The organism is Serratia sp. K-E0102, from assembly GCF_029962625.1.
Lineage (GTDB): Bacteria > Pseudomonadota > Gammaproteobacteria > Enterobacterales > Enterobacteriaceae > Serratia > Serratia sarumanii.
The window spans coordinates 1,604,624-1,630,552 of the sequence record NZ_CP124754.1 but is presented as its reverse complement, the minus strand read 5'-3'; the positions used below and the strand labels follow the sequence as shown (position 1 = coordinate 1,630,552).

Here is a 25,929-nt window from a genome sequence, read left to right as displayed (position 1 = left end):
TAAATACAGTGATGCGGCTCAAATATCCACCGCACCAAAATGATTAATTATGCTGAGCGGAGTCGCCGATTCGCACGATATCGTCTTCTCCCAAATAGGCACCCGACTGAATCTCAATCAAATCCAGCGGGATTTTTCCCGGGTTTTCGAGAGAATGTTCGACCCCAAGAGGGATATAAACGGATTCGTTTTCACTGATCAGTTGCATTTTACCATTGGTATGCACTTTGGCAGTGCCTGACACCACTACCCAGTGTTCCGAACGATGATGGTGCATCTGCAAGGACAATTTCTCGCCTGGCTTTACAGTAATGCGGCGCACCTGGAAGCGATCGCCCTGCGCAATCGCATCATGTTTGCCCCACGGACGATAAACTTCACGGTGCTGTTTGCTTTCGGAACGCTTTTGTCGCTTCAGTTGGTTGACGATTTCTTTTACGTCTTGGACGTTATCTTTATCGGCAATCAACACGGCATCTTTGGTTTCAACCACAACCAAATTGGTCACCCCGACAGCGGCCACCAATTTATGCTCCGCGCGAATATAGTTATTTGAACAGTTATGCTCAAGAACATCACCGAAAGTAGAGTTCCCTTTTGTGTCTTTTTCACTGATTTCCCACAACGCAGACCATGATCCCACGTCATTCCATCCCGCATCCAGGGGTACGACGACAGCATCGGCAGTCTGTTCCATCACGGCATAATCGACAGACTCATCCGGGCAGGCAATGAATGCATCTCGGTCAACGCGGATAAAGTCCATATCGGGGGTCAAATGCGCAAGCGACTGCTTGCACGCGTCCAGAATATCTGGGCGGAAACGGCCTAATTCTTCCAGGTAACGGCTGGCTTTGAACAAAAACATACCGCTATTCCAGAGATAGTCGCCGCTGGCCAGATACTGCTGCGCCGTTTCAAGATTAGGCTTTTCGACAAAGCGCGAAACGCCGCAGATACTGGAACCGTCGACGCTGGTACCTTTTTGAATATACCCATAGCCCGTTTCCGGGCCCGTCGGAACGATGCCGAAAGTAGCCAGTTTTCCCGCTTCAGCATAAGGAATCGCCTGATTGACCGCATCGCGGAAAATCGCTTCGTCCTGAATGACGTGATCCGCGGCCAAAACCAACATGAGCGGATCGTCACCGCTGGAAACCGCCTGCAAAGCGGCAAGCGCAATCGCCGGCGCCGTATTACGCCCTACCGGCTCCAGAATAATATTATGCGACAAACGCGTGATTTGGCGCAGTTGTTCAGCGACGATAAAACGATGCTCTTCGTTACATATAACAAGAGGATTAATAATCTCTAACCCTTTAAGCCGCATGACTGTCGTTTGCAACATGGAAAATTCATTGCACAGCGCTAAGAACTGTTTGGGGAATAATTCACGAGAAAGCGGCCACAGGCGACTCCCTGTTCCCCCAGCCATAATAACAGGATAAAGGTTACTCATTTTTACTCTCACCGATTAAATATAAATAGTAAAAAAATTATTTTCATTCCAAAAAACGGATGTATCGATTATCTGTAATGACGATAAGTATTGGATATCATTTTTTCTGAAGTAAAATTAGCATTGTAGAAATCGACACAGTCAACTTTCATTGCACTCCAATCGCGTTGGTCGCGAGCATTCAATATCTCAACGGCCTCATCGGCCTGATTGGTCGTAAACAGATACCCCGTAACGCCTTCGCTCACCACCTCCGGCAATGAACTGCAGCGGCTGGCGACAACGGGCAACCCATAGCTTTCAGCTTCAACGGCGACCAGACCGAACGACTCCCATCGGCTTGGCATCAACAACACGTCGGCGTAGGTGAAATAAGGCGCCATCTCTGCCGAAGTCAACCAACCTTTAAAATCCATCCGGGCATGTGATGCCGGTTGCTCTTTTGCGTGTACATTGCCGCCGACGATCGTGATTAAAAATCTGTCATCCAATTCGTCGGCAATCCGCTGAACCAAATCAAATCCTTTTTGATAATCAAAACGGCCGACAAACAATATATTTATTTTATCTTGGCGATAAGGATTGGTATCATCCGACAGCGTTACAGGGGGTTCAACGCCATTATACACCACAGTCAAATTATCGGGACTCAATCCGGCCATCAGTGCCGTTCGTTTCTCATATTCGCTGGTACAGATGATAACATCGGTATTCTTTTGCAGAATTTTCTCTATCTTGGCATAAATCTTCTTTTTCTTTTCTGATGTGTCCATCAGGAAAGAAAAAGCATGCGGACAATAAATAATTTTAGGCCTGCATGTCATTCTTACCAATGGTGTTAACAGTCGGCAAACAACCCCCGCAAAAGTACTGTGGACGTGAATGACATCCGGTTTTTCTTTGCGTACTATCTGGATATAGTTAATAGCCAAAGAGATAAACGAAGAAATATTTCTCCCTGTCCGCGTAAATACCTTCATTTTTTCTGCGGGGAAAGCGCCAATCTCACGATATTGACTATCGGGCAACACACAGTAAAAATCAAATTCATCATTTTGCTGTACAAGTTGTCTAATTACCGTAGCGACGCCACCCTTCACTGTTTCGGCGACATGCAGCACTTTTTTTTTCATTGCATAGATCTCGTCATTATCTCGCTCAACGCTGCTGCCGAACGCATCCAATCGAAACGTTTGACATTCGTAAATCCCTCAGCGATTAAAATTTGGCGCAACGCTTCATCCTGCATAATCCGCTCCAGTGCCTGTTTCATTTCCAGGATGTTTTCCGGATCAAAGTACAATGCACTCTTCGACAATACCTCGGGCATAGAAGCCCGATTGGACGCTACTACCGCACAACCACAAGCCTGCGCTTCTAACGGAGGAATGCCGAACCCTTCATATAAAGAGGGGAACACAAAGGCGCGAGCATGAGAATAGAGTTCTACAAGCTGTTGATCGCTCACACGCCCCAAAAACTGTATGTTATCGTTCGTTGCAGTTCCTTCCGTCGAAAACCCAACATCCGCGAAATTCTTGTTGGCGGCCCCAATGATTTTCAGCGTCACATCCTGGCCGTTTGCCATTTGAGAGAAAGCGGCAATCAGACCATGAAAGTTCTTATGATAATTTGGAGACGAAACGGCCAATAAATAAGGGCGTTCTGTATTGGACGCCGACGCAATGGGTTTAAACTGCTCGGACACCGCATTATAGATTACGTAAATATTATTTAATGGGTAGTCAAATGCCTGGCTAATTTCTTTTTTAGAAAATTCGCTAACTGTAATCAACGCCTTACTGTGACGCAACATCAGGGGAACAAAGTTATTATAAACGAAACGAAACTTTGCAGAGTAACTTTGCGGGTAGCGTTTATATATAACATCGTGATGAGTAACAATTTTATTACGATAAAAGATCGGAGCCGTATTGCAAAGATTTATTAGAAGCGGGCTTTTATTTTTATTTAAAAAAGTAGGAAGCTCTACCTGCTCCCAAAAGTGACCGCTTTTCTTACCCACCACCTGAACATTCAATTGCGACGCGATATCGTGGTGAATAATGTTAGATGGCGAGACAAAAACGATATCATGCCTAATCTTACTCAGCGCAAGGCATATTTCCTGAGCGAACCGCTGAACCCCTGTCAAATCCTGCGTTAAGAATCGCGCATTGACATAAATCATTAATTACCTCGCAATTTTAAATAATACCGTGTCAATGTAGCGATTGCACATAACCTACATTCTTTCTTGAGCGACTCACGGAACCCGTCTCCGGCGTTCTAATCGATAATAACAAAATCGATATTATGATTGCGAATATATAGCCTGGATAGTTTGTCAACGGGTTATTATAAACGAAATTCATCGAAAGCGAGATCATCCAGTATAGGTAAACACTGGGATTAAGGCCAAGACGAGTACGCTGATAAAGAATGCCAAGAATTAACGTAGCGACAATAACCAGAAGGATAATGCCGACATTACCGTAATTCGACAACATGTAGATATACATACTATCAAGCGGGATTGAGTTCGTATTGTCATCACCAACCACCGCGTTGCCATTCACAGCGTACCCAGCACCGATAAATGGCGAATACTCACTGTCAGCTCGCACGGCTTCTATATTGACCGTACGAAGTAAAATGCTGTTCTCCGCGTAAGCATTCTCCTTCGGGAATATCATCTCATAAATACTGTAATTGGTCGTCGTAATATAAAAGAACAGTGACAAGACCATCGTTACCATAGTGACTGAATTCAGGCTAAAACGTTGAGAGAAAAAGCGTCTCAGCATCAGGAACATGATATAAAGCAGTGCCATGATAATCGCCGTTTTCGATGTTGAAAATGCGATCCCAACCATAATGAGAAGAATATATTTCTTGCGATTTTTTTCGCTTACATAAGGCGATAATACCAGTGCAAAAAACAGATATTCACTGAGGCTGAATGGCCCGGTGAGCAGACCAAAAGCACGTAATTGCCCCTGAATGGTGCGTAACAGAAGACCATATTCTTTACCAAACTGTGTCAACTGTGGGCCAGGGTCAAAACCGATTAGTGCATAAAGCAGGCCTGCCAAACTGGATTCGGCGACCGCAAAGAGCGCATTCAACACGGCAAAGAAAATATAGTACTTAATGATTTTATTAACAATCTCGACACGCTCATTATATTCAAAAAGAAGTAAAACGGCGGCAAAGAAAAAAGAACCGAATGTCAGTAACTCTAAGCGAAACTGAACGATAGAGCGGAAGAAATCAAACCTGCCGGTGATCATACTTAAAAGTACATAAACTAACGAGAAGATCACCATCGACAGGAAAAAGATCATTACGCTTCTACACTGTTTTGACACGTTAGGGTTACGCGCAAAAAGCAAGATTAGGACGAAAACCGGTACTGCCATGGCAAAAAAGTCTTTATATAATAAAAGTGCCCTGGTCGACATATACGCAGCGACGGTCACAACGCCATTCAATGAGAGCAATGTCATGTACATCAGCAAAAGAAAAACAACCAACGACTTTGTCGATACCCTCATTATGACCCTCTATACACGCTCTCATAAGCATCGGTTATTTTTTCTAGTTCAAAAAATGAACGACGCGGTTTGTTGTTATTTTCTCTCACGACGCTAACCACACTGGCGACAGAAAAATCTTTTAGCTCGAAAATATTATCATAAAAAGCTGCGATTTCTGCCACTCCGCCATTGAAAGGCGTATACACAACCTTACCAGAGATGGCCGATTCCGCAACGGTTCGCCCAAAGGGCTCATTCCATCGCGTTGGTAGAACAACGGCGTCAATCTGCGTCATAAACTCTTCAATCTTGATAAAGCCAAGCAAATGAATACCTGCCTCCAACGCTAACACCTTCAACTTCTCGCCAGCGGCGTCACCATTGAATCTGCCGGCGGCGTAGAATGCAACCTGCGGATCGCCGCTGGCCTGTTTTGCCAGAGCACAAAACTCATCAAAACCTTTGTCTTCGGTGAGGCGACCGACAAAACCGATCCTGACCTTTTCGTTGACGGTCGGTACATACTCTATCGCGGCGACAGGGTTGTAGATATGCGTATGTACCGCGTTGCGCGCAAATCCATTTTCCCGATGCAAGGCGGAAATATATTTACTTATGCCAACAAAAACGTCTACGCGCTGACTGGCTTTTTTCTTCAGAAAAGATGCGATGCGCACTGCAGACGACTGTACGTCCATATTTTGGCCATGTTTAAACAACGTGCCGTTCGGATGGAATAGATAATAATCGCGAGTCGTGTGTACCACGCGCGCCCCCAGCTTCTTGGCCACTCGCCACGCTGCGACGGAAAAACCGCTGAGGTTGTTGGTATGCACCACATCCGGAGAAAATTTGCGCAGCTCCTTACGCATGGCACGAGCCATAAATGGATTATAAGAATCAAGCAGATGCCACACCGCTTTCTTTAATTTGCTTGCCGAAGAAGCCTGAAATGGCCAGTACATATTTTTGAGAGGTAAATAAGCAATATGAACGCCATTAAGAGTGTCATATTTTATCTCATCAAATTCATGAAGACAAAACACACCAACTTCATGCCCGGCTCGTTGCAGGCTTTCAGCCAACAACTGAACTGATACTTCAGCACCACCGATTTTATAAGGAGCATAAAGTGTGTTAATTAAAGCAATCTTCATTTTCCATCACCACGGTAAATTTATAAAATTAAAATTTGTTTTTAATCAGCGTAATATCCGCGTTTTCATAACTCTCATAGTTTTTATAAATCGCGTTAACAAAACCACTCCACTCTGGCGATAAAACTTTCTCATCAAGAACGTAAGCGATTATTTTAATTTTTTCATCATATATTTTTACGAGATTGTCATACAATGATGAATAAAATCCGGCTATACAACTGACGTTCTCACCAGCCACAATGGGATAAACCTCAAAGGGAAAATCCAACCGACGGACCTCTACAGACTTTCTGATTTCATCTATTTTCTCTTCACGCTCGCGGCGGTGGGGAATATAAACAAGCTCGGCACCCATCTGATTTGACTTTAAGTCATTTATCATTCTTAGCGTCAAGTCAATATCATCAACAGACGTTACCCCTGCCTCATAAAGCGGCGTACCTATAATGAAGACCCTGTTCTTTCCATCAGGAAGACTGGCCAGTTTAGCCTTAAAATTTTGGTAACTGTGCTTAACGACCACATCTCTTTTTGAAACATTACCTTCGATGTCATAAACAGAGAAAAAGGTTATTTTTTCTCTCTCATTATTGGTCATACCAAGTGACTTGAGGAAAACCGACTTCACGACGCCCCGAGCAGTGAGATTATTGTAGCGTTTAATTCTGAGCGTTGCCGTACCATCATCCAGCAGGACCACATTTCTTCTCGAATATTTATGCGCTAAAATCCAAAAAACCCTCGCGCGATACTCACCGGCAATCAAAGTGACAGTTTCCTTCGCACTCACCACCGATGTTACACTCTTCAATTGCCGTTTAATATCAAAAGCATTACCCAGTTTCCCTTCAACATCAATGGTTTCCAGGGAGCGATGCTTAATCATGTTCAACAGATAAACAATCTGCCCGTGATTCAACGCAGAATTGGCCGAACGCTTATTGACAATCAGCAGATCGAGCACAATGTTTTTCGCATCAAGATACTCAATGAGATTAAAAGCCTGAAGCGGTGACTCAATATACGCAATGTATTTACTCATATTTCTAATATCCGATTAAGCTACGGGCATGAATGTATAACTGCCGTTCAATGAAATTTGCCTTCAGCCTTAAGCTGCAGATAGTGAGCAACATCGCGTTGCGAAAAGGGTTTCGCTGGATGGCCGCCGGCTATAGCGTAGGGCTCTATATCTTTAACCACCACGCTGCCGGCTTGGATAATGGCCCCTTCCCCAATGGAAACCCCGGGCAGAACAATCACATTGATCCCAAGCCAAACATTATCCCCGATATGCGTATCCTTAATCACATAAGTGTTATCGTAGGGAATCGCATTCCCATGATGATTGTGATTTTCTGTGATCAATACACAACCAAAACCACAGTGGAAATTATCACCGATAGTAACACCGCCCTTTCCAACCACCGTCAAACCATTGGAGTTAAAGTTATCACCAAGTCGGGTTTTATTATTAACGATAGTTAAAAAGTTAATTTTCGGATCTTGACCACATCTTTCAGCCATTCTGATAACTTTTGAACGATAACGCTGCTTACGTAAGTTTCGCAACCATCGTTTAAGACTTGCTATCATCTTTTCCTCTCAATACTGATCTGTCGCTTGCCACAATAAAAAGTCACTGCACACGCATAAAAACTAGAAATTGCATAAACCAGGCAGAAATACTCAACTTTGATTTCTGTCATGGTGATGACAAATATACCAATCAAATGCGTTATCATCGAACCCATGGTAATAATTGAGATTAATTTATTTTTACGATAGTAAAACAGTGAGTGCGTAAAAATATAATAAATCGATAAAAATGCAGTTCCAGGCAAAAGAATGTTGAAATAATAAATGGCGCGATTGAACTCAGCATTAAACAGATACGGGAAAGCAAATGGCAAAATAAAGAAGTAAATAATGCACGAAACGATAACCAGAGCTGTGTAACCATATTGAATGAGCTCGACCCCTCTAAAATCGTTCGCTTTAAGCTTGCGATAAATGAAAGGTTGGAACGCCTGGTTGATTACGCCGAAAAAGAGCATAACGATAGAGGTTAGCTGAAACGCCAAGCCATAAACCCCGACTACCGCCGTACTCATGTAATGCGCTATGAAGAATCTATCCACCGAGGATTTAATCCAATAACTGCCATGATGTGGCAATAGGGATACCCCGTAGCTAATGATTTCCTTATAACGCTTACGCAACGGTTGGAGCACGCTGCGTTCAACCGCTATTTTTCTGTAAACAAAGAACTCGTAGGCCAGCTGAATGCTGAAAAATGATGCCGCGATCGCTATCAAACGTTGTCCTGGCGTCGACGCTATCATTTCAAAAAGAGCGATAGTGAATAAAACGTTGAATGCGGAAAGCAAAAATTGGCCGATAGCGGCAACTTTATAGGTCTGACTAATGCGCAAATGCGATAAATTGATAAAGTTCAGCGCCTGCGCCAGAGATGCCAAAACAACCAGAAAACCGTCGCTGAAAGAAACAGAGATCTTGGTGACCAGTGTGACAATGTAGAATATAGCCACCAGTAGCGCGCTCGACGCGAAAGCCAAGGCGATGTTATCTCTGCGGAACACCAGGGAGCTCCCTTCCCCCTCCTGCATGTATTTGACCGGCAACAGACCTTGACCACTGAACGAAATGAAAATGATCAAGATCTGAATAACGGACAAATAAAGAGTCAGCGCGCCGTACCCCGACGCGCCTAGGTGTGCTGTCAAATAAGGCAATATGATGAAGCCGATGACCTTGCCGAGAATGTCCCCTACCGACAAGGCCGCAGCCCCCATAATGGCTTTACTCATTTACAGATACTTTTCCAGGAAGTTAAGCGCATGCCAGAACCCTTCCCCTTGGTTTTTGTGCCCCTGCCACACTTCAGGAATAAACTGCGCTCCCGGCGCATGACGCCGCAGATCATCAGCCAGCTCGTCAAAGTTCACATCGCCTTTACCGATCTGTACCCTTTCACCATCCACTCCCAAAGCATCAACAATATGCATATGTGCGGTGTAAGGGCCGACCTTCTGGGTAAACTCATGAAGATCCCATTGGTAGTAATTACAAGCCATCATGGAATGCGACGTGTCATAGCAGATGCGGTAGCCGTATTTCTCACAGAACGCTTTAATCTCGTCCGGATCGACAAACAGGTTATGGTAGCTTTGACCACCAAAGTGCCATGGGAACGGAGGCATCGTCTGGATGATGATTTCAACGCCTTCTTGATTGATTTCACCCAGAGCGGCGCCAATGCGTTCGTACATCGCCTGACGTGATTCTTTTGGCAAGAAACCGGTGGTATTGAAACCGCCTGCATTCACCACGATGACCGGACGCTCAGTTTTCGGGAAATATTGCTTCAACGCGCGAGTCACATCGCAGACACGCTGCAGCTGTTTGATCGAATGAGCAAGATAAACGGGATCATCCGTCGCCAGATCCAAAATATGATCGTTGGCGAACAGCTCGGGGCTATGTACCGCAAAACCGATATTTTCAGCGCCGGAGAAGAATTCTGTCAAATCGAGTTCCATATCCTGATAGCTCAGATGGAACTCGACGAAGTCCAGATTGGATTTATTCTTCAACTTGCCGTAATCGTGGTAGCGCACTGGAATGCCGAACGGACGATTGAAATCATAGTCCTTGGCTTCTATCGCCACATCATTTAGATCCGACTCATAGAAATACCCGCCTTTTTCGTGGTCACGATTGGCTTTCTTACCGACCAATTGCTCCAGATAAAGAGGCTGCAGACCCTGCCCCGGACTCTTCACTTCAACCATCTCGCGAGTGATGATTTCACCTTTTTTCAGATCGCGATTGATAATCAAACTTTTTGCCAGAGTTTCGCGGTTGATCATTTCGCCTTGGGTGATAGTACGTTCGCCGGCGTTGCCCATGGACTCTTCAACTTCGCGGATACGTACGACCATCTCTTTGAACTCAGGGGGTAACAACGACACCTTGTGGTCGTTGCCTTCCATGGATTTGTCGATGGTGAAGTGTTTTTCGATCACTCTTGCGCCCAGCGCGGTCACGGCGATCGGCACTGAAATGCCACGCTCATGGCCAGAATAGCCGACCAAGCAGCCCGTCACCTGCTGCAGACGTTTGATATAGGCCAGGTTGACGTCTTTGAACGGCGTCGGATACGTAGAGTTGCAATGCAGGATCACAAACTCGGCACCTTTCGATTTCAAGAAGTCTACCGAGCTTTTGATTTCTGCTTCGCTGCACATACCGGTAGAACAAATCAGCGGTTTGCCCGTAGCGGCCAACGCGGCCAACATTTCGTGGTTAGTGAAGTCAGCGGAAGCGACCTTATAACCTTCCATGCCGTAGTTTTCCAACACTTCCAGGCTCTTCAGATCCCAAGGAGTACACAGCGGGGTCAGCCCCTTCTCCTTGCAATAATCGAACACTTCAATCAGTTCTTCATTGCTGAGCTGGAATTTTCTCAGCAGATCCAGCGTGTACTGTGCGCCAAGATCGGCGGATTTGTCTTTATCGTTGCCGCCCTTATACAAAGAGCTCAGATCGCGCATTTGGAACTTGACGCAATCGGCGCCCGCGTCAACCGCCAGGTCAACCAGATGCTTAGCCAGCTTAATATCGCCATTATGGTTGTTGCCAATTTCAGCAATAATGTAAGTCGGCGAGGTTTCCGTGATAGTGTGTTTGCCAATCGTCAGGCCTTTTTCGCTTTGCAGCGCAACGGCGACCAAACGACGATAATCATCAACCAGCGGCAGAACGTCAACGCCATTCGAAAACAGCGATTCAATCTCATTGCGTGGCGCATCCACTTTTTTATAGCGGACGTTCTGATTCATCACTTCCGACATTTCGCGGCTCAGATCGAAGTCACCGTTAGTGATCCAACGACGGAAATCACCGTCTGAGAAAGAGCCGCACAGCTTGCCGTCTTCGGTGACAACAAAAATAATGCGTTTTTTATTCGAGTTGATTTTTTCTAAGGCTTTAATGATTGATTCGGTTTCAAACACTAAAAAGTCAGATATTTTTTTCTGAATTAACATAAATTATCTCCCACTCCAATTTTTCAAAATTACTTCAACAACCGCCCAGTCCAGCATGGTGTCAATTTCAAAGCTTTCCTCTTCCGACATCTTATGCGCTACAACTTTGCCACCAAGACGATTACCGGTACTGAGGAGAATTTCGCTTTTCGTAACGTAAATTGAACCATTTTCTTTAAGTTTGATATTTTCAGGCTTAATATCTTGCCGACGCGGACGGTTTAAGTAGTCGTAATAGGCTTTCGGATTATCTTCATTTTCCCACAAGAAATGCCAAAACTCACATACGCTCAGCAGTGAATCGGCTTTCTTTTCAAGAATCTTTCTGATTGCAGAATCAATCGCATCATCTTTGCGAACAGGAGAAGTAGCCTGCAACAGGACGGTATACTCAGGGTGGTAACTCTCATGTTCAGCCAACCACTCCAGCGTATGCAAAAGCGCGGGCTCAGTCGCAGCGGTATCGTTCGCCAGATGGGCCGGACGCATGAACGGGACTTCCGCGCCATATTCTCTGGCTACGGCAGCGATATCTTCACAATCTGTAGAAACAATAACACGATCAATACTCGAAGAATTTAATGCCTGCTCTATGCTCCAAGCGATTAATGGTTTACCTGCAATTTCTTTAATATTTTTTTTGGGAATACCTTTCGACCCACCCCTTGCCGGAATAATTGCAAGATTACTCATTTATTCTCTCCGAAATTGGATTTTATGCATTACTTTTGAATGAATCAGAAAGCTCCTCATAATGAGGAGCTTTTACATAGAAGGGAGTTTATTTATATTCGTAAGCGTAGTAGCCGTAGGCGCTACCCGATTTATTTTCAACGGCGTTAAGGATAATACCTTTAATTTCCATGCCATTTTGTTCGAAGCGACGAATACTCACCTCAATCTCTTTCAGCGAGTTCACGCCGTAACGTGCAACCAACAGCGTCGTGCCGACATTGCGCGCCACAATAGCGGCATCCGTTACCGCCAGGATCGGTGGGGTATCGACCAACACGATGTCATACTCTTTGCCCGCCCATTCCAGGAACTCTGTCAGGCGGTTGTGCATCAACAACTCCGATGGGTTCGGAGGAATCTTGCCGCGCGAGATAAAGCTGAGATTCTCGATCGATGTTTGCTTGATCGCTTGCTGCGCCGACGCCTGGCCGGACAACACGTCAGACAACCCCAATCCCAATTCACAGTTCAACAACGAGTGGGCATAACCTTTGCGCATATCGGCGTCAACAACCAAAATGCGCTGACCCGCCTGGGCGATCACCGCCGCCAGGTTAATGCTGACAAACGTTTTACCGATGCTTGGGCTGGCACCGGAAATCATCAGAACGTTATTTTTGGCTTCCAGCGAGGCAAAATGCAGACTGGTACGCAAGCTTCTGACGGCTTCAATCGCCAAGTCCGCCGGGTTGCCCACGGCAAGTAGGGTGTAACTCCTGTTACTGCTGCGCTTGCCGGACAGCATGGTCTCGCGGTCGCTCTTTTGCTGCCATTCGGACAGCGGAATACTCGCGTAAACGTTGATCCCCTGCTGTTCCAACTGTTCCGGACTTTCGATGCCGCGATGCAGCATGGTTTTAAGCAAAACGAAACCGGTGGAGAATAGACCGCCTAACAACGTGACTATCAAAACGATAATGGTTTTTTGCGGTTTAACCGGACGAGGCTGCGTAACGGCAGGATCCACGATACGTACGTTACCGACTGTGCTTGCCTTGGTGATGCCCAGTTCTTGCTGTTTATTCAGTAACTGCATGTAGATCTCTTGCCCTGCCTGTACATCACGGGTCAAACGCAAGATTTCCTGCTGGGTCTTCGGCATAACGCTAACGCGCTTGTTCAGCTTATCTTTTTCTTGTTGCAACGTGGCGCGTTTTTCCATCAATGCACGATAAGCCGGGTGCTCTTTGGTATAAAGCTTGGAAATTTCCGCCTCTTTGAACGTCAGCTCGTTCAGTTGAGCCTCAACCCCCACAATCGTGTCCAAAACAGACTTCGCTTCAAGGGACAAATCGACAGAATCATTCGCCTGACGGAAACGGTTGAGTTTATCTTCGGCACTATCCAAAGAACTACGAACTTCAGGCAACTGATCTTTCAGGAAGTCCAGACTTTTAGCCGCCTCTTCCGATTTACGTTCGACGTTCTGCAACAGGTAATTTTTGCTGATGCTGTCAAGAATGTTTCGCACCAAGACAGGATCATCCCCGACCAGACTCAACGCCAGCACGCCGGTGTCTTTACCTTTGTCTTCAACCGTCAAAGCATCCAGCAGATTGTTGGTCGCCACCAAACGCGGCAACTTGGCGATTTCAAAGACAGTGCCTGGCTCCGCCGAAATTTCGCTAACCAGCAAAGAAATCCCATGGCCACTCTCCAGCGCGCCAACTTTCCCCTTGATAATCTCAGTGCCGTTGTTGCTCAGCACATATTGCTGGGCATCAATCACGGTCAATTCCAGCTCAACATCGTCAGAGTTGGCAGGCACATTGAGACGGGACAGCGCAATTTTGGCAGGTTCGGTACCCGTCAAACGAGCCCAGCCGCGGCCAAAAATCGGGAAGTACTTCTGCTGCACCACCGTTTCAAGATTCAGATCATCGACAGTCTTACCCGTCACCATGCGTGACTTGATCAGTTCAATCTCCGTGGAAGAACCCGGCTGACTGTTAGGCAGCATTTGAGATAGGTCGTTGACCAACGAGTTCCCGACGTTTTGCTCAACCTGAACCATGGCGTCAGCTTGATATATAGGCGTGGCGAACAGGGAATAAATGATACCGGCAACAGAGAATAACGCTGTAATCCCGATGATGAGCCAGCGGTGATCAATTAAAGTTCCCAGCAAGCGACTTAGATCAATCTCATCATGATTATTGGCTGTTGATAAGCCTGGTTTCGTATTATCAGTCATTGTAATCTCTGGTTAACGATTTAATGCCTGGGCCCATTTTTGGGCTGCATCATCAAGAAGGCGGTAAACAAACTCAAACGCTTCGGCGCTCTTTCTGTAAGGATCGGGAATTTCTTTCTGCCCCAACCAATGGGCGAAAAGCATGGTTTTGCCTCTGACCTCCGGCGCCAAGCGGCAAACAGCATCAATATGCCCTTTCTCCATAACCAGAATTAATGAATATTCCCGGCACATTTCTTTCGTCAACTGCCTGGCTTCATGCCCTTCTAACGACAGCTGATGTTTTTCCGCAATGGAAATAGCGCTCTTATCCGCGGTTTTGCCAACCAAGGCACCGATGCCTGCGGAAGCGATCTCTTTGTCCGGCAGATGCTGCTTCAAGAGACGCTCCCCCGTAGGGGAGCGGCAAATATTACCTACGCAGACAACCAAGATAGAATCAAACATGGCTAGCCTCCCTACTACGGCCAATTACGGATACGCAGTGAGCCTTCCGTGAGATTGTTGAAGCTATCGATGGTTGGTGCCAGCTGAACGATCAGGCGGTTCCAACGCGCGATAGGCGCTGCCGTCACGTAAACAATGTCATACGGTTGCAGATGGAATTCAGCCCCCATCACCAATGCTGTCGCATCAGACATGTTGAGCTGATAAATATTAGCCAGTTTGTCGCCCTGTGTTCCGTGCAGTGGGCGGATAACGAAGACACCGGTCGCATCTGCCGCAGCTTGGCTTATCCCCTGAGAATTGCCCAGCGCTTCCGTCAGCGTCATGCCGCTGCGATCCATTTTTAGCGTCGATGGGGTTTTAACTTCACCCATGACGAACACTTTAAGATCGTCGTTGCGCGGAATATACAGAATATCCCCAGGATAGAGCAGATGGTTCTGAGTCAAATCCCCATTCTGCATCAATTGCTGCAATGAAAGACGCTGTTCTTTGCCGTTGTGGGTCAGGATGATGTTACGCCAGTCGGCATTCTCCGTCAGCCCGCCGGCGGCGTTGATCGCATCCATCACCGTCAAAGGTACGTTGGTGATAGGCTGCTGCCCGGATTTGGTAACTTCGCCCGTCACGTAAGCTTTTTGCGAGCGGAAAGCGGCGATATTAACGTCAACCTGCGGGCTTTCGATGTACTGAGCCAAACGGGAGGCGATCTGATCGCGAATTTGGGTAACGGTTTTACCCACCACGTTAACCTTACCGATATAAGGATAGAAAATCGTGCCGTCGGAGTGTACCCAGTTGCCTGTGTCGCTGGCGCTGCGGTATTGGCCCGCAGGCGTGGTCAATTCTGGATGGTCCCAAACGGTGACATTAAGGACGTCACCTACCCCGATCCGGTATTCATACGTGCGCAGCGATGCGTCCAACTGCGCATTCGGCTGAGCAACCACCTTTGTCGGACGCATCGAGTCCAACAACTTCGGTGTCATCGGGTAAATGTTAACCATCTTATCGATATCGAAGTCAGCATCTTCTTGTTTTACGACTTCTTTTCCGCTGGTCGATAAATGGGTTCCAGGAAACACGGTGCATCCACTGATTACGCTGATCGATATCAATAGCGATATCACTTTCAATTGTCGTTTTGCCATCAAATTATCATCACTTTCAGGTAAATGTATCTGCAAAGCTACTATGCGCGCCAACCGTGGCAGCGTCTCTGTAACCTTATCAAACTGTCTGTCGCTTGCTGTGCCGTCTCAAAACATAAGCTCTGTTTGCAATTATCAAGAACGTTTATCTGCCGTTGATAAGAGCAAAGCTATTATGAGCGAGGTAAATAAACTGAAATGCCCGGCACCGGTAAAAATCAGTGCGGAGGCAAGTTTAAAGCTTTAATTTTTTAAAAATAACAGCGACTTGTCAGAATCAGACGGCCATACGCATAAAATTCTCTCGCCATAGCAACTTGGCTACTCGCAGTAGAATGTATACTAAAATAAAAATTGGAACAGTGAAATTCCCCAAAATTCAACAACTATTCTAGCTTCTCCCGCCATGATGGCAACGGCCCTCATCGAGAGAAGCGATAAGTTTTACTCAAAGCGACAGCCGTTCAGCCCACTCGCGGAACGCTTTGCCTTGGGTCGGGTGACGCAAGCCATAAGTGACAAAAGCGCGCAGGTAACCCAGTTTTTCGCCGCAGTTGAACGATTCCCCCACCAGCTCTGTCGCCTCTACCGGTTTGCGTTTCAACAATTCTGCTATCGCATCGGTCAGTTGAATGCGCCCCCAGGCTCCCGGTTCCGTGGTCTCCAGCAGCGGCCAAATATCTGCAGACAAGACATAGCGCCCCACCGCCGAGTAGTTGGATTCCAACTTGGTTTCCGGCGCCGGTTTTTCGATAATTGATGTGATACGAGCACTTTCGCCAGGAGCCAGGCTGCTGGCCTCACACTCCACCACGGAATAATCGTGCAGTACGTGTTCGTCTGCCTTTTGCACCAAAACCTGGCTAAGACCGGTCTGCTCAAAGCGCGCAATCATGTGTGGCAGGTTGTCTTTCTTCAAATCGGCTTTCGCGTCATCCAGCAAGATGTCCGGCAACAGCACGACAAACGGAGAATCACCGACCAACGGCTTAGCGCAGAGAACGGCATGTCCCAGTCCTTTAGGCTGCCCTTGGCGAATGTGCATCAGCGTCACGCCTTTTGGCGTTATCGACTGCACCTCATCCAGCAATTGCCGTTTCACGCGCGCCTCCAACATCGCCTCCAGCTCGAATGAGGTATCGAAATGGTTTTCAATGGCGTTCTTGGAAGAATGCGTCACCAGGATGATCTCTTTAATCCCCGCCGCGACGCATTCGTTGACAATGTATTGAATCAACGGCTTATCAACGATTGGCAACATTTCTTTCGGAATCGCTTTGGTCGCCGGCAGCATACGCATGCCCAATCCGGCAACGGGAATAACCGCTTTCAACTTCGTCATGGTAGACCTCATTCAATCTCGTGATCGCTTTCAGCCGCGGTGGCGACAACCTGTTACTTTCCTAACGTCTGCTTCAACCAGCGGCTGAAATTCTCACCTTCCGTACCGTGACGCAGACCATACTGCACAAACGCCTTCATATAGCCAAACTTGTCGCCGCAATCGTGGGACTTGCCGCTCATGTGGAATGCTTCCACCGTTTGCTCATCCATCAACATCGCAATCGCATCGGTCAGTTGAATCTCATCGCCCGCGCCGGGAGGGGTTTTCTCAAGTAACGGCCAAATATCGGCGGCAAGCACATATCGGCCGACGACGGCCAGATTGGAAGGCGCATCCTCGCGGGCCGGCTTCTCAACCACCGCCGTCATCGGCGCGCTTTCTCCTGCCGCGATCGTCGCGCCAGCACAATCTACCACACCGTATTTGGACACATCTTGTTCCGGCACCGGTTCAACCATGATTTGGCTGTAACCCGTATCACCAAAACGCTGGATCATTTTAGCCAGATTTTCCTTACGCAAATCCGCCGTAGAATCATCCAATAAAACATCGGGCAACAGCACAACGAAAGGAGAATCACCCACCATTGGCTTGGCGCACAGCACCGCATGCCCCAACCCTTTCGCCTGTCCCTGACGCACCTGCATCACGGTAACGTCCGGCGGGCAAATACTTTGCACTTCACTCAGGAGCTGACGTTTCACACGCGCTTCGAGCATGGCCTCCAGCTCAAACGAAGTGTCAAAATGGTTTTCAATCGCGTTTTTAGATGAGTGCGTAACCAATACGATATCTTTAATCCCCGCCGCCACGCATTCAGCAACAATGTACTGAATTAAGGGCTTATCGACCACGGGCAACATTTCTTTAGGAATCGCCTTGGTCGCCGGCAACATACGGGTTCCCAACCCCGCAACGGGGATCACTGCCTTGAGTCTTGTTTGCATTTTCATTCCAATTCATCGTAGCGCTGCATTCACCTGCGCAGCGTGAACAAAGGGATTCAATCGGGCACGCTACCGCCCTTGGCTTGCAGCTACCAAAGTACTGTTATGACGTATCCACCACGTCATTGCATGAGCCAAACAATTTTTATGCAAAACGGCTCTCATTCTTCGTTTGAACTGCCATGCCGTTCACAAAAAAGTAAAAAAACCGGTGCCTTTATAACCAAACAATGCTAGTTACTGCCGTTATATGACTAAGATTCTTATACTAATGTCTAAGTGATACAAGCCTTAGATCCCCCCAGCCAGCCGTTTTCAGAATAAGACTACTCATGCCTGATACCGATAAGAATCATAGTCAAGGAAAATTGTTTTAATGTTTTGATTTAAATAAATTTAATAAGGCGTTTCTTTTCTGAGCGCATACATCCCGGTAGATATTTGCGCCCTCCGGCCCCTGGCTCCGTTGGCCACTCAGCGCCGATCGATGTTTGCGGCAATCCTCCTGTTCTGATCCACGTCCTCCCGATTAAAGTTGAATTTTGCCGCCTCAACGCCCATCATTCCCGAGCGGCATAAGCCGTAGAACTTACAGGTGAAATTGGGCGTATGGAATGGATCGCTGATCCAACAATTTGGGCCGGCCTGGCCACGTTGGTCGTGCTGGAAATCGTGCTGGGTATAGACAACCTTGTCTTCATCGCCATTCTGGCGGACAAACTACCAAAACAACAAAGAGATAAGGCCCGTGTCGTCGGTCTGTTGCTGGCGCTGGTCATGCGTCTGGCGCTGCTCGCCTCCATCTCGTGGCTGGCGACGCTGACCAAACCGATGTTCATCGTCGCGGAGCACCCCTTCAGCGGTCGCGATCTGATCATGCTGGTCGGCGGGATATTCCTGCTGTTCAAAGCCACCATGGAGCTTAATGAGCGGCTGGAAGGCAAGGATGAAGAGCAGCACGGCGCGCGCAAAGGCGCACGTTTCTGGCTGGTGGTGGCGCAGATCGTGGTGCTGGACGCCGTTTTCTCGCTCGACTCGGTGATCACCGCCGTTGGGATGGTCGATCACCTGGCGGTGATGATGATCGCGGTCTGTATCGCCATCGGCCTGATGCTGCTGGCCAGCAAACCGCTGACGCGTTTCGTCAACGCTCACCCGACTATCGTTATTCTATGCCTGAGCTTCCTGCTGATGATCGGTTTCAGCCTGGTGGCGGAGGGCTTCGGCTACCACATTCCGAAAGGCTATCTCTACGCGGCGATCGGCTTCTCGGTAATGATCGAGGCATTGAACCAACTGGCGCAGTTCAACCGCCGTCGTTTCCTGTCAAAGGTGCGGCCACTGCGCGAACGTACCGCCGAGGCTGTGCTGCGCATGCTGAGCGGCAAACATGAAGAAGCGGAGGTCGACAGCCATTCCGCCAACCTGCTGGCGGACAGCGACAGCGAAAACGGCGAGATCTTCAACCAGCAAGAGCGGCGCATGATCGAACGCGTGCTGGGCATGGCGCAGCGCACCGTCAGCAGCATCATGACCTCGCGTCACGACGTCGAATACCTTGAGCTGAACGATCCGCAGGAAAAGCTGACGCAGTTGCTGGAGCGTAATCAGCACACGCGCATCGTGGTGGTGGAAAGCAGCGCCAGCGATGAGCCGTTGGGCGTGATCCACACCATCGACGTCCTCAAACAGCAGCTGGCGCAGGCGCCGCTGGATCTGCGTGCGCTGATACGCCAACCGTTGATCTTCCCGGAACAGCTCACGCTGTTAAGCGCCCTGGAACAATTCCGCCAGGCGCAGACGCACTTTGCCTTTGTGGTCGATGAGTTCGGCTCCGTCGAAGGCGTCGTCACCCTGACGGACGTGATGGAAACCATCGCCGGCAACCTGCCGGAGGCCGGCGAAGAGGTGGACGCACGCCACGACATTCAGCAAAACGAGGACGGCAGCTGGATCGCCAACGGCTATATGCCGCTGGAAGATCTGGTGTTGTACTTGCCGATGCCGCTGGAAGAAAAGCGCGAATACCACACGCTGGCGGGGCTATTGATGGAACACAGCCAGCGCGTGCCGCAAGAAGGCGAACAAATCAGGATCGGTGACTACCTGTTCGAGCCGTTGGAGGTCAACAGCCACCGCATCCTTAAAGTGAAGATCACCCCGCCTCTCCCAGCGGAGGACTACGAGGTTTAACATTGAGGCCGGGCATTGCCCGGCCTTTGTGTTACTGGGGAACCAGCAGCTCCGTCGCCACGATCACCACCACCAGCCCGACAATCACCGGCACCGAAGTGCGCTTCACCACGTCGAACGGCGAGATTTTCGCCATGCCGGAGACCGCCACCACCACACCGGAGACCGGCGACAGCGTGCGGCCGAGATTAGACGCCTGCAGCATCGGGATCACCAGGTAGGCCGGATTCACGCCCATCTGCGCCGCCAGTTTCGGGATCAGTTCGACAAACGCATAGAACGGCGCATTGCCGGAGCCGGTGGTCATGGCCGCCAGCATGGTAATCACCACCAACACCAGCATCATGATCAAACCGCCGGTGCCGAACGACTGCGCCAACCCGATCAATCCGCTGATAAAGCCGACGGTGCTCAACCCCTGCGCGAAGACGCCCGCGGCCACCAACAGCATCACTACGCTGGCGAATGCGTCCGCCATGCCGCGATACGCCACTTCCAGGCCGCTGAATACCTGTTTGGCGCTGAAGCTGCGCACGAACTCAATCAATGCCGCCAACAGTATGCACCCTACCAGCACGGTAATGATGTGCAGCTCCGGCCCCCATTTGCCGTCGAAGATCAGCACGCCGAGGATTGGCGTAAACGGCAGTATCGCGTAGAACCCCGGCGCATGCGTTTTGATTTCGCTGACGTCCACGATGTGATGCTGTTCATCACTCTTCCTGTCGAGATAACGCTGCCAGAAAAAGTGCGCCACGGCCATGCAGACGATGGCGGCAATCGAGATAGGCAGCGTGGTTTTGAACGCGAAGTCCACCAGCGGCATCTCCGCCGCCTTGGCCGCCAGCACCACGTCGCCGGAGGTCGGCGCCAGGATAATCGCCGCCGGCGAAGCGCAAATGGCCGCCGCCGCCCCGCGGCTGATGCCAACGTTCACCATCAATGGGAACAGCGTCGCCATCAGCAATACGCCGAGGCCAGTGGCGGAAGAGACCGCCAATGACATCAGGCAAGCGACAAAATAGGCAGCCACCATCAGCAGATAAGGCGAGTTGATCATCTGCAACGGGCGCGAGGCCAGCTTGACGACCACATCGTTGGCGCCGATATGCGTCATGTAGGCGGCGAAACCGCACAGCATCATGATCATCATGCCCAGATCGCCGCCGCGGCTCATCAGCAAGATCTTGACGTATTCGATAATATCGGTCGCGCGCCAGCCGGTAGACGCGGCGCCGGACGGCAACAGCGTTTTCCCCATCAGGGCGCTGATGCCAAGCAGCAGTAACCCGCCCACCATCAAGACACCGGTGGCGGAATATCCTTTGATGATGTAACGGCCCACGCCCGCCGCCACCGCCGCGCCAATAAGAAGCTCTATCATGTTTCCTCAACTCGTTATGTTTTCGCGCTCAGGCGCATAGTCATAGCAAAATATGCTCTTACTCTGCACAAATCGAGCGTGAGTCTTCATGACCTTCATCAAGGTAACGGAGGGAAATTATCGCGGGAAACGCCGATATTGACGCGAGCCGTAAAACGGCCCGCGTCAGGAGGGATTACAGCTTGTCGAGCAGCTTCTTCAGATCCTGGCCTTCGCGCGAATCCTTGTTCTTTTCAGCCCATTTGTTCAGCGCATCTTTAGCCCGATCTTGCAGCGTTTTACGCAGCACCTGATCGACCTGCAGTTGGTAATTCAGCCGTTGCCACGGCCCGTAAACCCGCAGCGGGATCGGCGTTTTTTGCAGTTGCTCGATCAGTTCGCCGCGCCCTTGCCAGCCGCCTGTAACGCGCACGTTAAGCGCCATATCGCACTGTTTTCCCGGCATATCGATACTGCCGGCGCCGGTCAGCGCCAGCAAAGGCGAATCCGCCGTCAGGCTGCTGAGCTTGACAGTGCCCTGGCTCAGGCTGGCCCGCGCCGAGACGCTTTTGACTTCGGTATAGCGCTGATAGCTGTCTTGCCCGCGCACGCTGTTATCGTTGCGCGCCACCGCCTGTTGGATCAATTGCTGAATGTTCAGGCCGTGCAACTGCGCATCCTGCATTGCCAACTGCGCCGTACCGCGCCAACGGTGCTCAAATGACTGTGAAGAAAGGCGATCGCCGGTCAAATCTCCTTTCATGCTGAATTTGCCGGTCAGCATCTGCGGCATGTCGAAGGCTTTGAGCACCGTGCCGAGCTCAACCTGGTTCAGGGTCGGCTGCACGTTTATCACCGGTTTATTGCCGCGAGCGTCGAGCGATCCCGGCAAGGAGAAATCACCGCCGGCCAATTGCCCGGCAAGTTTATTCAGCGTCAGCAGGCCGCGTTGATTATCCGCCGCGACGGCTAACTGGGTAACGTTCATACCGCGGTAGGTCAACTGCGCCGCCTGCAGATTCAGCTGTGCATTGAAATCGCGCAGCGCTTCCAGGTTCTGCTGCCGATCGTCAACCTGGCTGGCGATCACCGGCGCGGCGGTCACGGCGGGCTGCTCGGCGGTATTGGTGCTGGATTGCCAACCGGAAAGCGCGTCGAGATCGAGATTAGCCGAATTCAGGTTCACCACATAGCCGGGCACCGCCCCCAGGCTGGCGCTGATATCGCCGGTCAACTGGCTGTTATTGGCACTGACGTTCAGCTGGCTGACGGCAATTTGCGCCGGCGTCTGCTGATAGACCACCTGAGCATTGCCCTCGCCTTGAATACCGCCGTTCGGAATATCTGCCCCCGCCAATTGGTAATTGAACTGGGTCACCTTGGCACCGATCTGGTGCGGGAACTGCTGCAGATCGATATCGGCCGCCATGCTGAAGGCCAGGTCGCGCTGATCGCGGTTGACCCGGCTGGAGATGTCCAGCCGCGCCTGCCGTTTCTCCGTTTGCTGCAGGGTAAGATTGATGTCCCGGACATTGATTTGCTCGTTGTCGGCGCGCTGCCAAATCAACAGGCTGTCCACGACGCGCAGGTTATCGATATCGAATTTCCAGGCCGCGTCTGCCGCATCAGCGCCGCTGCCGGCCGGCGCAATCGGGGCGTCCACTTGCGAGTGCTCTTCACTGTCGGGGGTGAGGCGAATGACGGCGTTTTTCAACATCACCTGTTTCACAAACAGCTGATGCGACAGCAGCGGCAACAGTTTGACGTCAAGGCGCATGTTTTCCGCGCTCACCACCGGCGCCTTGGCGCCCGGCGCGGTCAGCGTCATGCGCCCGGCCAAAATGCTGAGCTGCGGCCAGATATGCCAACGCAGGTCGCCTTCGAGCGTCAGCTGGTAGCCGCTCTTCTGCTCGACCTTTTTGACCATGTAACCGCGAAAATCATTCGGATTGACCAGCAGTACCAGCGCGGACATCCCCGCCACCACGACCACCAGTAAAATCGCCAATGTCGTCAGTAATCTTCTCATGCCACCCTCTTGTCAGCGCCACACCGACGGTGCATCCCGCGCCGTTAGTCCTTGTCGATTCGACTGGCTACTGCGCCCTGCTGATCGCGATATTTTGCGTCCTGCCGGCTGTTGTATGGCCGGGCCGCCGGGCCGGACAACGGCTCAAAGCTCAAGGCACCAATCAGCATCCCCGGCCGCAGCGCCAGCGGCAGCTTGCCGGAGTTGTAAAACTCCAGCACGATGCGCCCGTGCCAGCCCGGATCGATACGGTGCGCGGTCACGTGCACCATCAGCCCCAGACGCGCCAGAGAAGAGCGGCCGTCGAGCCAGCCCACGAGATCGTTCGGCAGCGTCACGGATTCGAAGGTCACCGCCAGGGCCAGTTCACCGGGATGAAGGAAGAACGCCTCGCCTTCCGGCAGGACAATCTCGTCGCTCATCACGCGATCCAGCGCGGCGCTGACTTCATCTTTCGGCCCGCTAAGATCGATAAAAGGCGCGGTATGGCCGCGGAACACGCGGAACTGATTGCCCAAACGGACATCTACTGTGGCCCCGTTGATGCGTTCGAGCGGCGGGCGCGGGGAAATCACCAGTTTCTCGCTATCCAGCCAGGCTTCTATATCGCGGTCGCACAGTCTCATGTCTTTCTTCTCCATCAAAACGCGTAACTAAACAAAAATTGCCACACAACGGGCGAAAGGTCTACGCCGAGGTGCAAATAGTTGGCCGCCGGCCGGAAATGCGCATTTCCGGCCATGTAAGCGGCATTATTCAAAGAATTGGCTGATTTTGGCTTTCAGAATATCGATCGCGATGCGGTTTTTGCCGCCGCGCGGGACGATGATATCGGCGTATTGTTTGGAAGGTTCGATAAACTGCAGGAACATCGGGCGCACGGTTTTCTGGTATTGCGCCATCACCGAATCCATCGAGCGGCCGCGCTCATTGACGTCGCGCTTCATGCGGCGCATCAGGCAGATATCGAGCGGCGTGTCGACAAAGATCGAGAAGTTCATCTCCTGGCGCAGGCGGATATCCGTCAGCAGCAAGATCCCTTCCAGAATGATCACTTTTTTAGGTTCGAGATGGACGGTTTCTTTCTTGCGCGTGTGTTCGGTGTAGCTGTACAGCGGCAGCTCGATCGCCTTGCCGGCCTTCAGCATCTGCAGATGCTGGAACAGCAGGTTGTGATCCATGGCGCTCGGGTGGTCATAGTTGGTTTTGACCCGTTCTTCCATGGTCAGGTGAGTCTGGTCTTTATAGTAACTGTCTTCTGGAATAACGCCGATGTGCTCATCGCCGACCTGCTCGCGGAGTTCGCGGTACAACGTGCTGGCGATAAGGCTTTTTCCGGAGGCAGATGCGCCAGCTATACCAATAATGACGCACTGATGCGGATTGTCAGTCATAAAATTAAAGACCTGATTTCGTATTGTGAAGGGGGGGAACTAAAACGCGACAATTATAGGGAGTCGCCGGGGATTGCGCCACTGTATATTGCGCGGCGGCGGGCGAATTCGGGCTGCCACGCCACGGGCACGCGGCATTTTAAGAATCTCGCGGCTAGGGCAACGCGCCGTAACGGGTTACACTCCCCGGCGCTGACTTTTGCTCCCCGCCCCCTTTCATCGGAGATTGATGTGCTGGATTGGTATTTTCTGACTTTTTTCGGCGACAGCATGTTGTTGCTGCCCTGCGCGCTGATTCTGTTTTTATTGCTGCTCATATCTCCCGCCACCCGCGCGGCGGGTTGGCAGTGGGCGCTGATCTTCGGATTCACCGGCGGGGTGGTCTGCCTGTCCAAACTGGCCTTTATGGGCTGGGGCATCGGCAGCGAGCGCTATGATTTCACCGGATTCAGCGGCCATTCAGCTCTCGCGGCCAGCATCTGGCCGCCACTGCTCTGGACGTTGAGCGGCCGATTTTCCCACCCGATACGCAGCATCGCTTTGCTGACCGGATGGATATTGCCTTTCGCCATCGGCGTGTCGCGGCTGGAAATTCGCGTGCATTCGGTATCAGAGGTGATCAGCGGGCTGATTTTAGGCTACCTGGCCAGCGCACTGTTCCTGTGGTTGCAGCGGAACAAAGCGCGCCCGCATCTCTCCTGGCCGCACTTCGCCATCGCGCTGGCCTTGCCCTTGGCGCTGATGGGGCAGCGGCAGCCGGCCCCCACCCAGGGATTGCTGGAGCATATCGCCAAAACGCTGGCGCAGATCGAACGCCCTTATACCCGGGCAGATTTGCACAACCCCACCCGCATCCCATAAAAAAACCCGGCGCTTGAGCCGGGTTCTTGCAGTGCGATAG

At 50.3% G+C, this 25,929-nt stretch carries 22 protein-coding genes; 3 read left to right on the top strand and 19 right to left on the bottom strand.

Annotation, left to right across the window (positions count from 1 at the left end; translation table 11 throughout):
• Positions 1 to 43: 43 nt before the first annotated feature.
• From SSARUM2_RS07820 to SSARUM2_RS07760, 13 genes are all read right to left on the bottom strand, one after another.
• Positions 44 to 1,459 carry a mannose-1-phosphate guanylyltransferase/mannose-6-phosphate isomerase gene (locus tag SSARUM2_RS07820; protein WP_033637751.1) on the bottom strand — a complete coding sequence of 472 codons (1,416 nt, stop codon included), beginning with the start codon at positions 1,457 to 1,459 and terminating at the stop codon, positions 44 to 46.
• A 68-nt stretch (positions 1,460 to 1,527) separates the two neighbouring features.
• Entirely contained in the window at positions 1,528 to 2,592 is a 1,065-nt protein-coding gene (locus SSARUM2_RS07815) for a glycosyltransferase (protein WP_060438920.1), read from the bottom strand.
• Positions 2,589 to 3,650 carry a glycosyltransferase family 1 protein gene (locus SSARUM2_RS07810; RefSeq protein WP_060438921.1) on the bottom strand — a complete coding sequence of 354 codons (1,062 nt, stop codon included), beginning with the start codon at positions 3,648 to 3,650 and terminating at the stop codon, positions 2,589 to 2,591. Before SSARUM2_RS07810 ends, SSARUM2_RS07815 begins: the two co-directional genes overlap by 4 nt.
• Positions 3,651 to 3,681: 31 nt before the next feature.
• Positions 3,682 to 5,016: an O-antigen ligase family protein gene (locus SSARUM2_RS07805; protein WP_033646766.1), complete on the bottom strand. Its 1,335-nt coding sequence runs from the start codon at positions 5,014 to 5,016 to the stop codon at positions 3,682 to 3,684.
• Positions 5,016 to 6,155 carry a glycosyltransferase family 4 protein gene (locus SSARUM2_RS07800; protein WP_060418364.1) on the bottom strand — a complete coding sequence of 380 codons (1,140 nt, stop codon included), beginning with the start codon at positions 6,153 to 6,155 and terminating at the stop codon, positions 5,016 to 5,018. The genes SSARUM2_RS07805 and SSARUM2_RS07800 overlap by 1 nt, the downstream gene beginning before the upstream one ends.
• Positions 6,156 to 6,183: 28 nt before the next feature.
• Positions 6,184 to 7,200, bottom strand: coding sequence for a hypothetical protein (locus SSARUM2_RS07795; RefSeq protein WP_033646768.1), 1,017 nt, complete (start codon positions 7,198 to 7,200; stop codon positions 6,184 to 6,186).
• Positions 7,201 to 7,247: 47 nt separating this feature from the next.
• On the bottom strand, positions 7,248 to 7,754 hold the full coding sequence (locus SSARUM2_RS07790) for an acyltransferase (protein ID WP_071998120.1): 507 nt from the start codon (positions 7,752 to 7,754) through the stop codon (positions 7,248 to 7,250).
• Positions 7,751 to 8,989 carry an oligosaccharide flippase family protein gene (locus SSARUM2_RS07785; RefSeq protein ID WP_033637744.1) on the bottom strand — a complete coding sequence of 413 codons (1,239 nt, stop codon included), beginning with the start codon at positions 8,987 to 8,989 and terminating at the stop codon, positions 7,751 to 7,753. The genes SSARUM2_RS07790 and SSARUM2_RS07785 overlap by 4 nt, the downstream gene beginning before the upstream one ends.
• Positions 8,990 to 11,230, bottom strand: coding sequence for an N-acetylneuraminate synthase family protein (locus tag SSARUM2_RS07780; protein WP_282488650.1), 2,241 nt, complete (start codon positions 11,228 to 11,230; stop codon positions 8,990 to 8,992).
• A 3-nt stretch (positions 11,231 to 11,233) separates the two neighbouring features.
• Positions 11,234 to 11,923, bottom strand: coding sequence for an acylneuraminate cytidylyltransferase family protein (locus SSARUM2_RS07775; protein WP_060427949.1), 690 nt, complete (start codon positions 11,921 to 11,923; stop codon positions 11,234 to 11,236).
• Positions 11,924 to 12,011: 88 nt separating this feature from the next.
• A complete protein-coding gene (gene wzc / locus SSARUM2_RS07770; RefSeq protein ID WP_033637741.1) occupies positions 12,012 to 14,159 on the bottom strand; it encodes a tyrosine-protein kinase Wzc in 2,148 nt (715 codons plus the stop codon).
• Between the two features lie 12 nt (positions 14,160 to 14,171).
• Positions 14,172 to 14,606, bottom strand: a complete 435-nt coding sequence (locus SSARUM2_RS07765; protein WP_033637740.1) for a protein-tyrosine-phosphatase — start codon at positions 14,604 to 14,606, stop codon at positions 14,172 to 14,174.
• 14 nt (positions 14,607 to 14,620) lie between these two features.
• The gene (locus SSARUM2_RS07760) at positions 14,621 to 15,757 is read right to left on the bottom strand and encodes a polysaccharide export protein (RefSeq protein WP_033637739.1); all 1,137 of its coding nucleotides are present in this window, start codon (positions 15,755 to 15,757) and stop codon (positions 14,621 to 14,623) included.
• Between SSARUM2_RS07760 and SSARUM2_RS07755 the strand changes: the two genes are divergently transcribed.
• Complete coding sequence (locus tag SSARUM2_RS07755; protein WP_162091248.1) at positions 15,693 to 16,004, top strand: hypothetical protein; 312 nt, start codon at positions 15,693 to 15,695, stop codon at positions 16,002 to 16,004. The two genes, SSARUM2_RS07760 and SSARUM2_RS07755, sit on opposite strands and share 65 nt — an antisense overlap.
• Before the next feature lie 201 nt (positions 16,005 to 16,205).
• Here the strand turns inward: SSARUM2_RS07755 and SSARUM2_RS07750 are convergent, their stop codons facing one another.
• Complete coding sequence (locus tag SSARUM2_RS07750; protein WP_033637738.1) at positions 16,206 to 17,099, bottom strand: sugar phosphate nucleotidyltransferase; 894 nt, start codon at positions 17,097 to 17,099, stop codon at positions 16,206 to 16,208.
• Positions 17,100 to 17,152: 53 nt separating this feature from the next.
• Positions 17,153 to 18,049, bottom strand: coding sequence for a UTP--glucose-1-phosphate uridylyltransferase GalU (galU, locus tag SSARUM2_RS07745; RefSeq protein ID WP_033638708.1), 897 nt, complete (start codon positions 18,047 to 18,049; stop codon positions 17,153 to 17,155).
• Between the two features lie 609 nt (positions 18,050 to 18,658).
• On the opposite strand from galU, the gene SSARUM2_RS07740 reads away from it, so the two are divergent.
• Positions 18,659 to 20,242 carry a TerC family protein gene (locus tag SSARUM2_RS07740; RefSeq protein WP_033654958.1) on the top strand — a complete coding sequence of 528 codons (1,584 nt, stop codon included), beginning with the start codon at positions 18,659 to 18,661 and terminating at the stop codon, positions 20,240 to 20,242.
• Positions 20,243 to 20,273: 31 nt separating this feature from the next.
• Here the strand turns inward: SSARUM2_RS07740 and dcuC are convergent, their stop codons facing one another.
• The 4 genes from dcuC to udk all read right to left on the bottom strand — a co-directional run bounded on the left by dcuC (position 20,274) and on the right by udk (position 25,028).
• Positions 20,274 to 21,626, bottom strand: coding sequence for an anaerobic C4-dicarboxylate transporter DcuC (gene dcuC / locus SSARUM2_RS07735; protein ID WP_033654959.1), 1,353 nt, complete (start codon positions 21,624 to 21,626; stop codon positions 20,274 to 20,276).
• A 175-nt stretch (positions 21,627 to 21,801) separates the two neighbouring features.
• Positions 21,802 to 23,634 (bottom strand): outer membrane assembly protein AsmA, encoded by a 1,833-nt coding sequence (gene asmA / locus SSARUM2_RS07730; RefSeq protein WP_060429798.1) that lies wholly within the window; start codon positions 23,632 to 23,634, stop codon positions 21,802 to 21,804.
• A 44-nt stretch (positions 23,635 to 23,678) separates the two neighbouring features.
• Positions 23,679 to 24,260, bottom strand: coding sequence for a dCTP deaminase (gene dcd, locus SSARUM2_RS07725; protein WP_004938917.1), 582 nt, complete (start codon positions 24,258 to 24,260; stop codon positions 23,679 to 23,681).
• Positions 24,261 to 24,386: 126 nt separating this feature from the next.
• On the bottom strand, positions 24,387 to 25,028 hold the full coding sequence (gene udk, locus SSARUM2_RS07720) for a uridine kinase (protein ID WP_004938922.1): 642 nt from the start codon (positions 25,026 to 25,028) through the stop codon (positions 24,387 to 24,389).
• A gap of 231 nt (positions 25,029 to 25,259) precedes the next feature.
• Here udk and SSARUM2_RS07715 point away from each other — a divergent pair, with 231 nt between their 5' ends.
• Positions 25,260 to 25,889, top strand: coding sequence for a phosphatase PAP2 family protein (locus SSARUM2_RS07715; protein ID WP_120150938.1), 630 nt, complete (start codon positions 25,260 to 25,262; stop codon positions 25,887 to 25,889).
• Positions 25,890 to 25,929 lie beyond the last annotated feature (40 nt).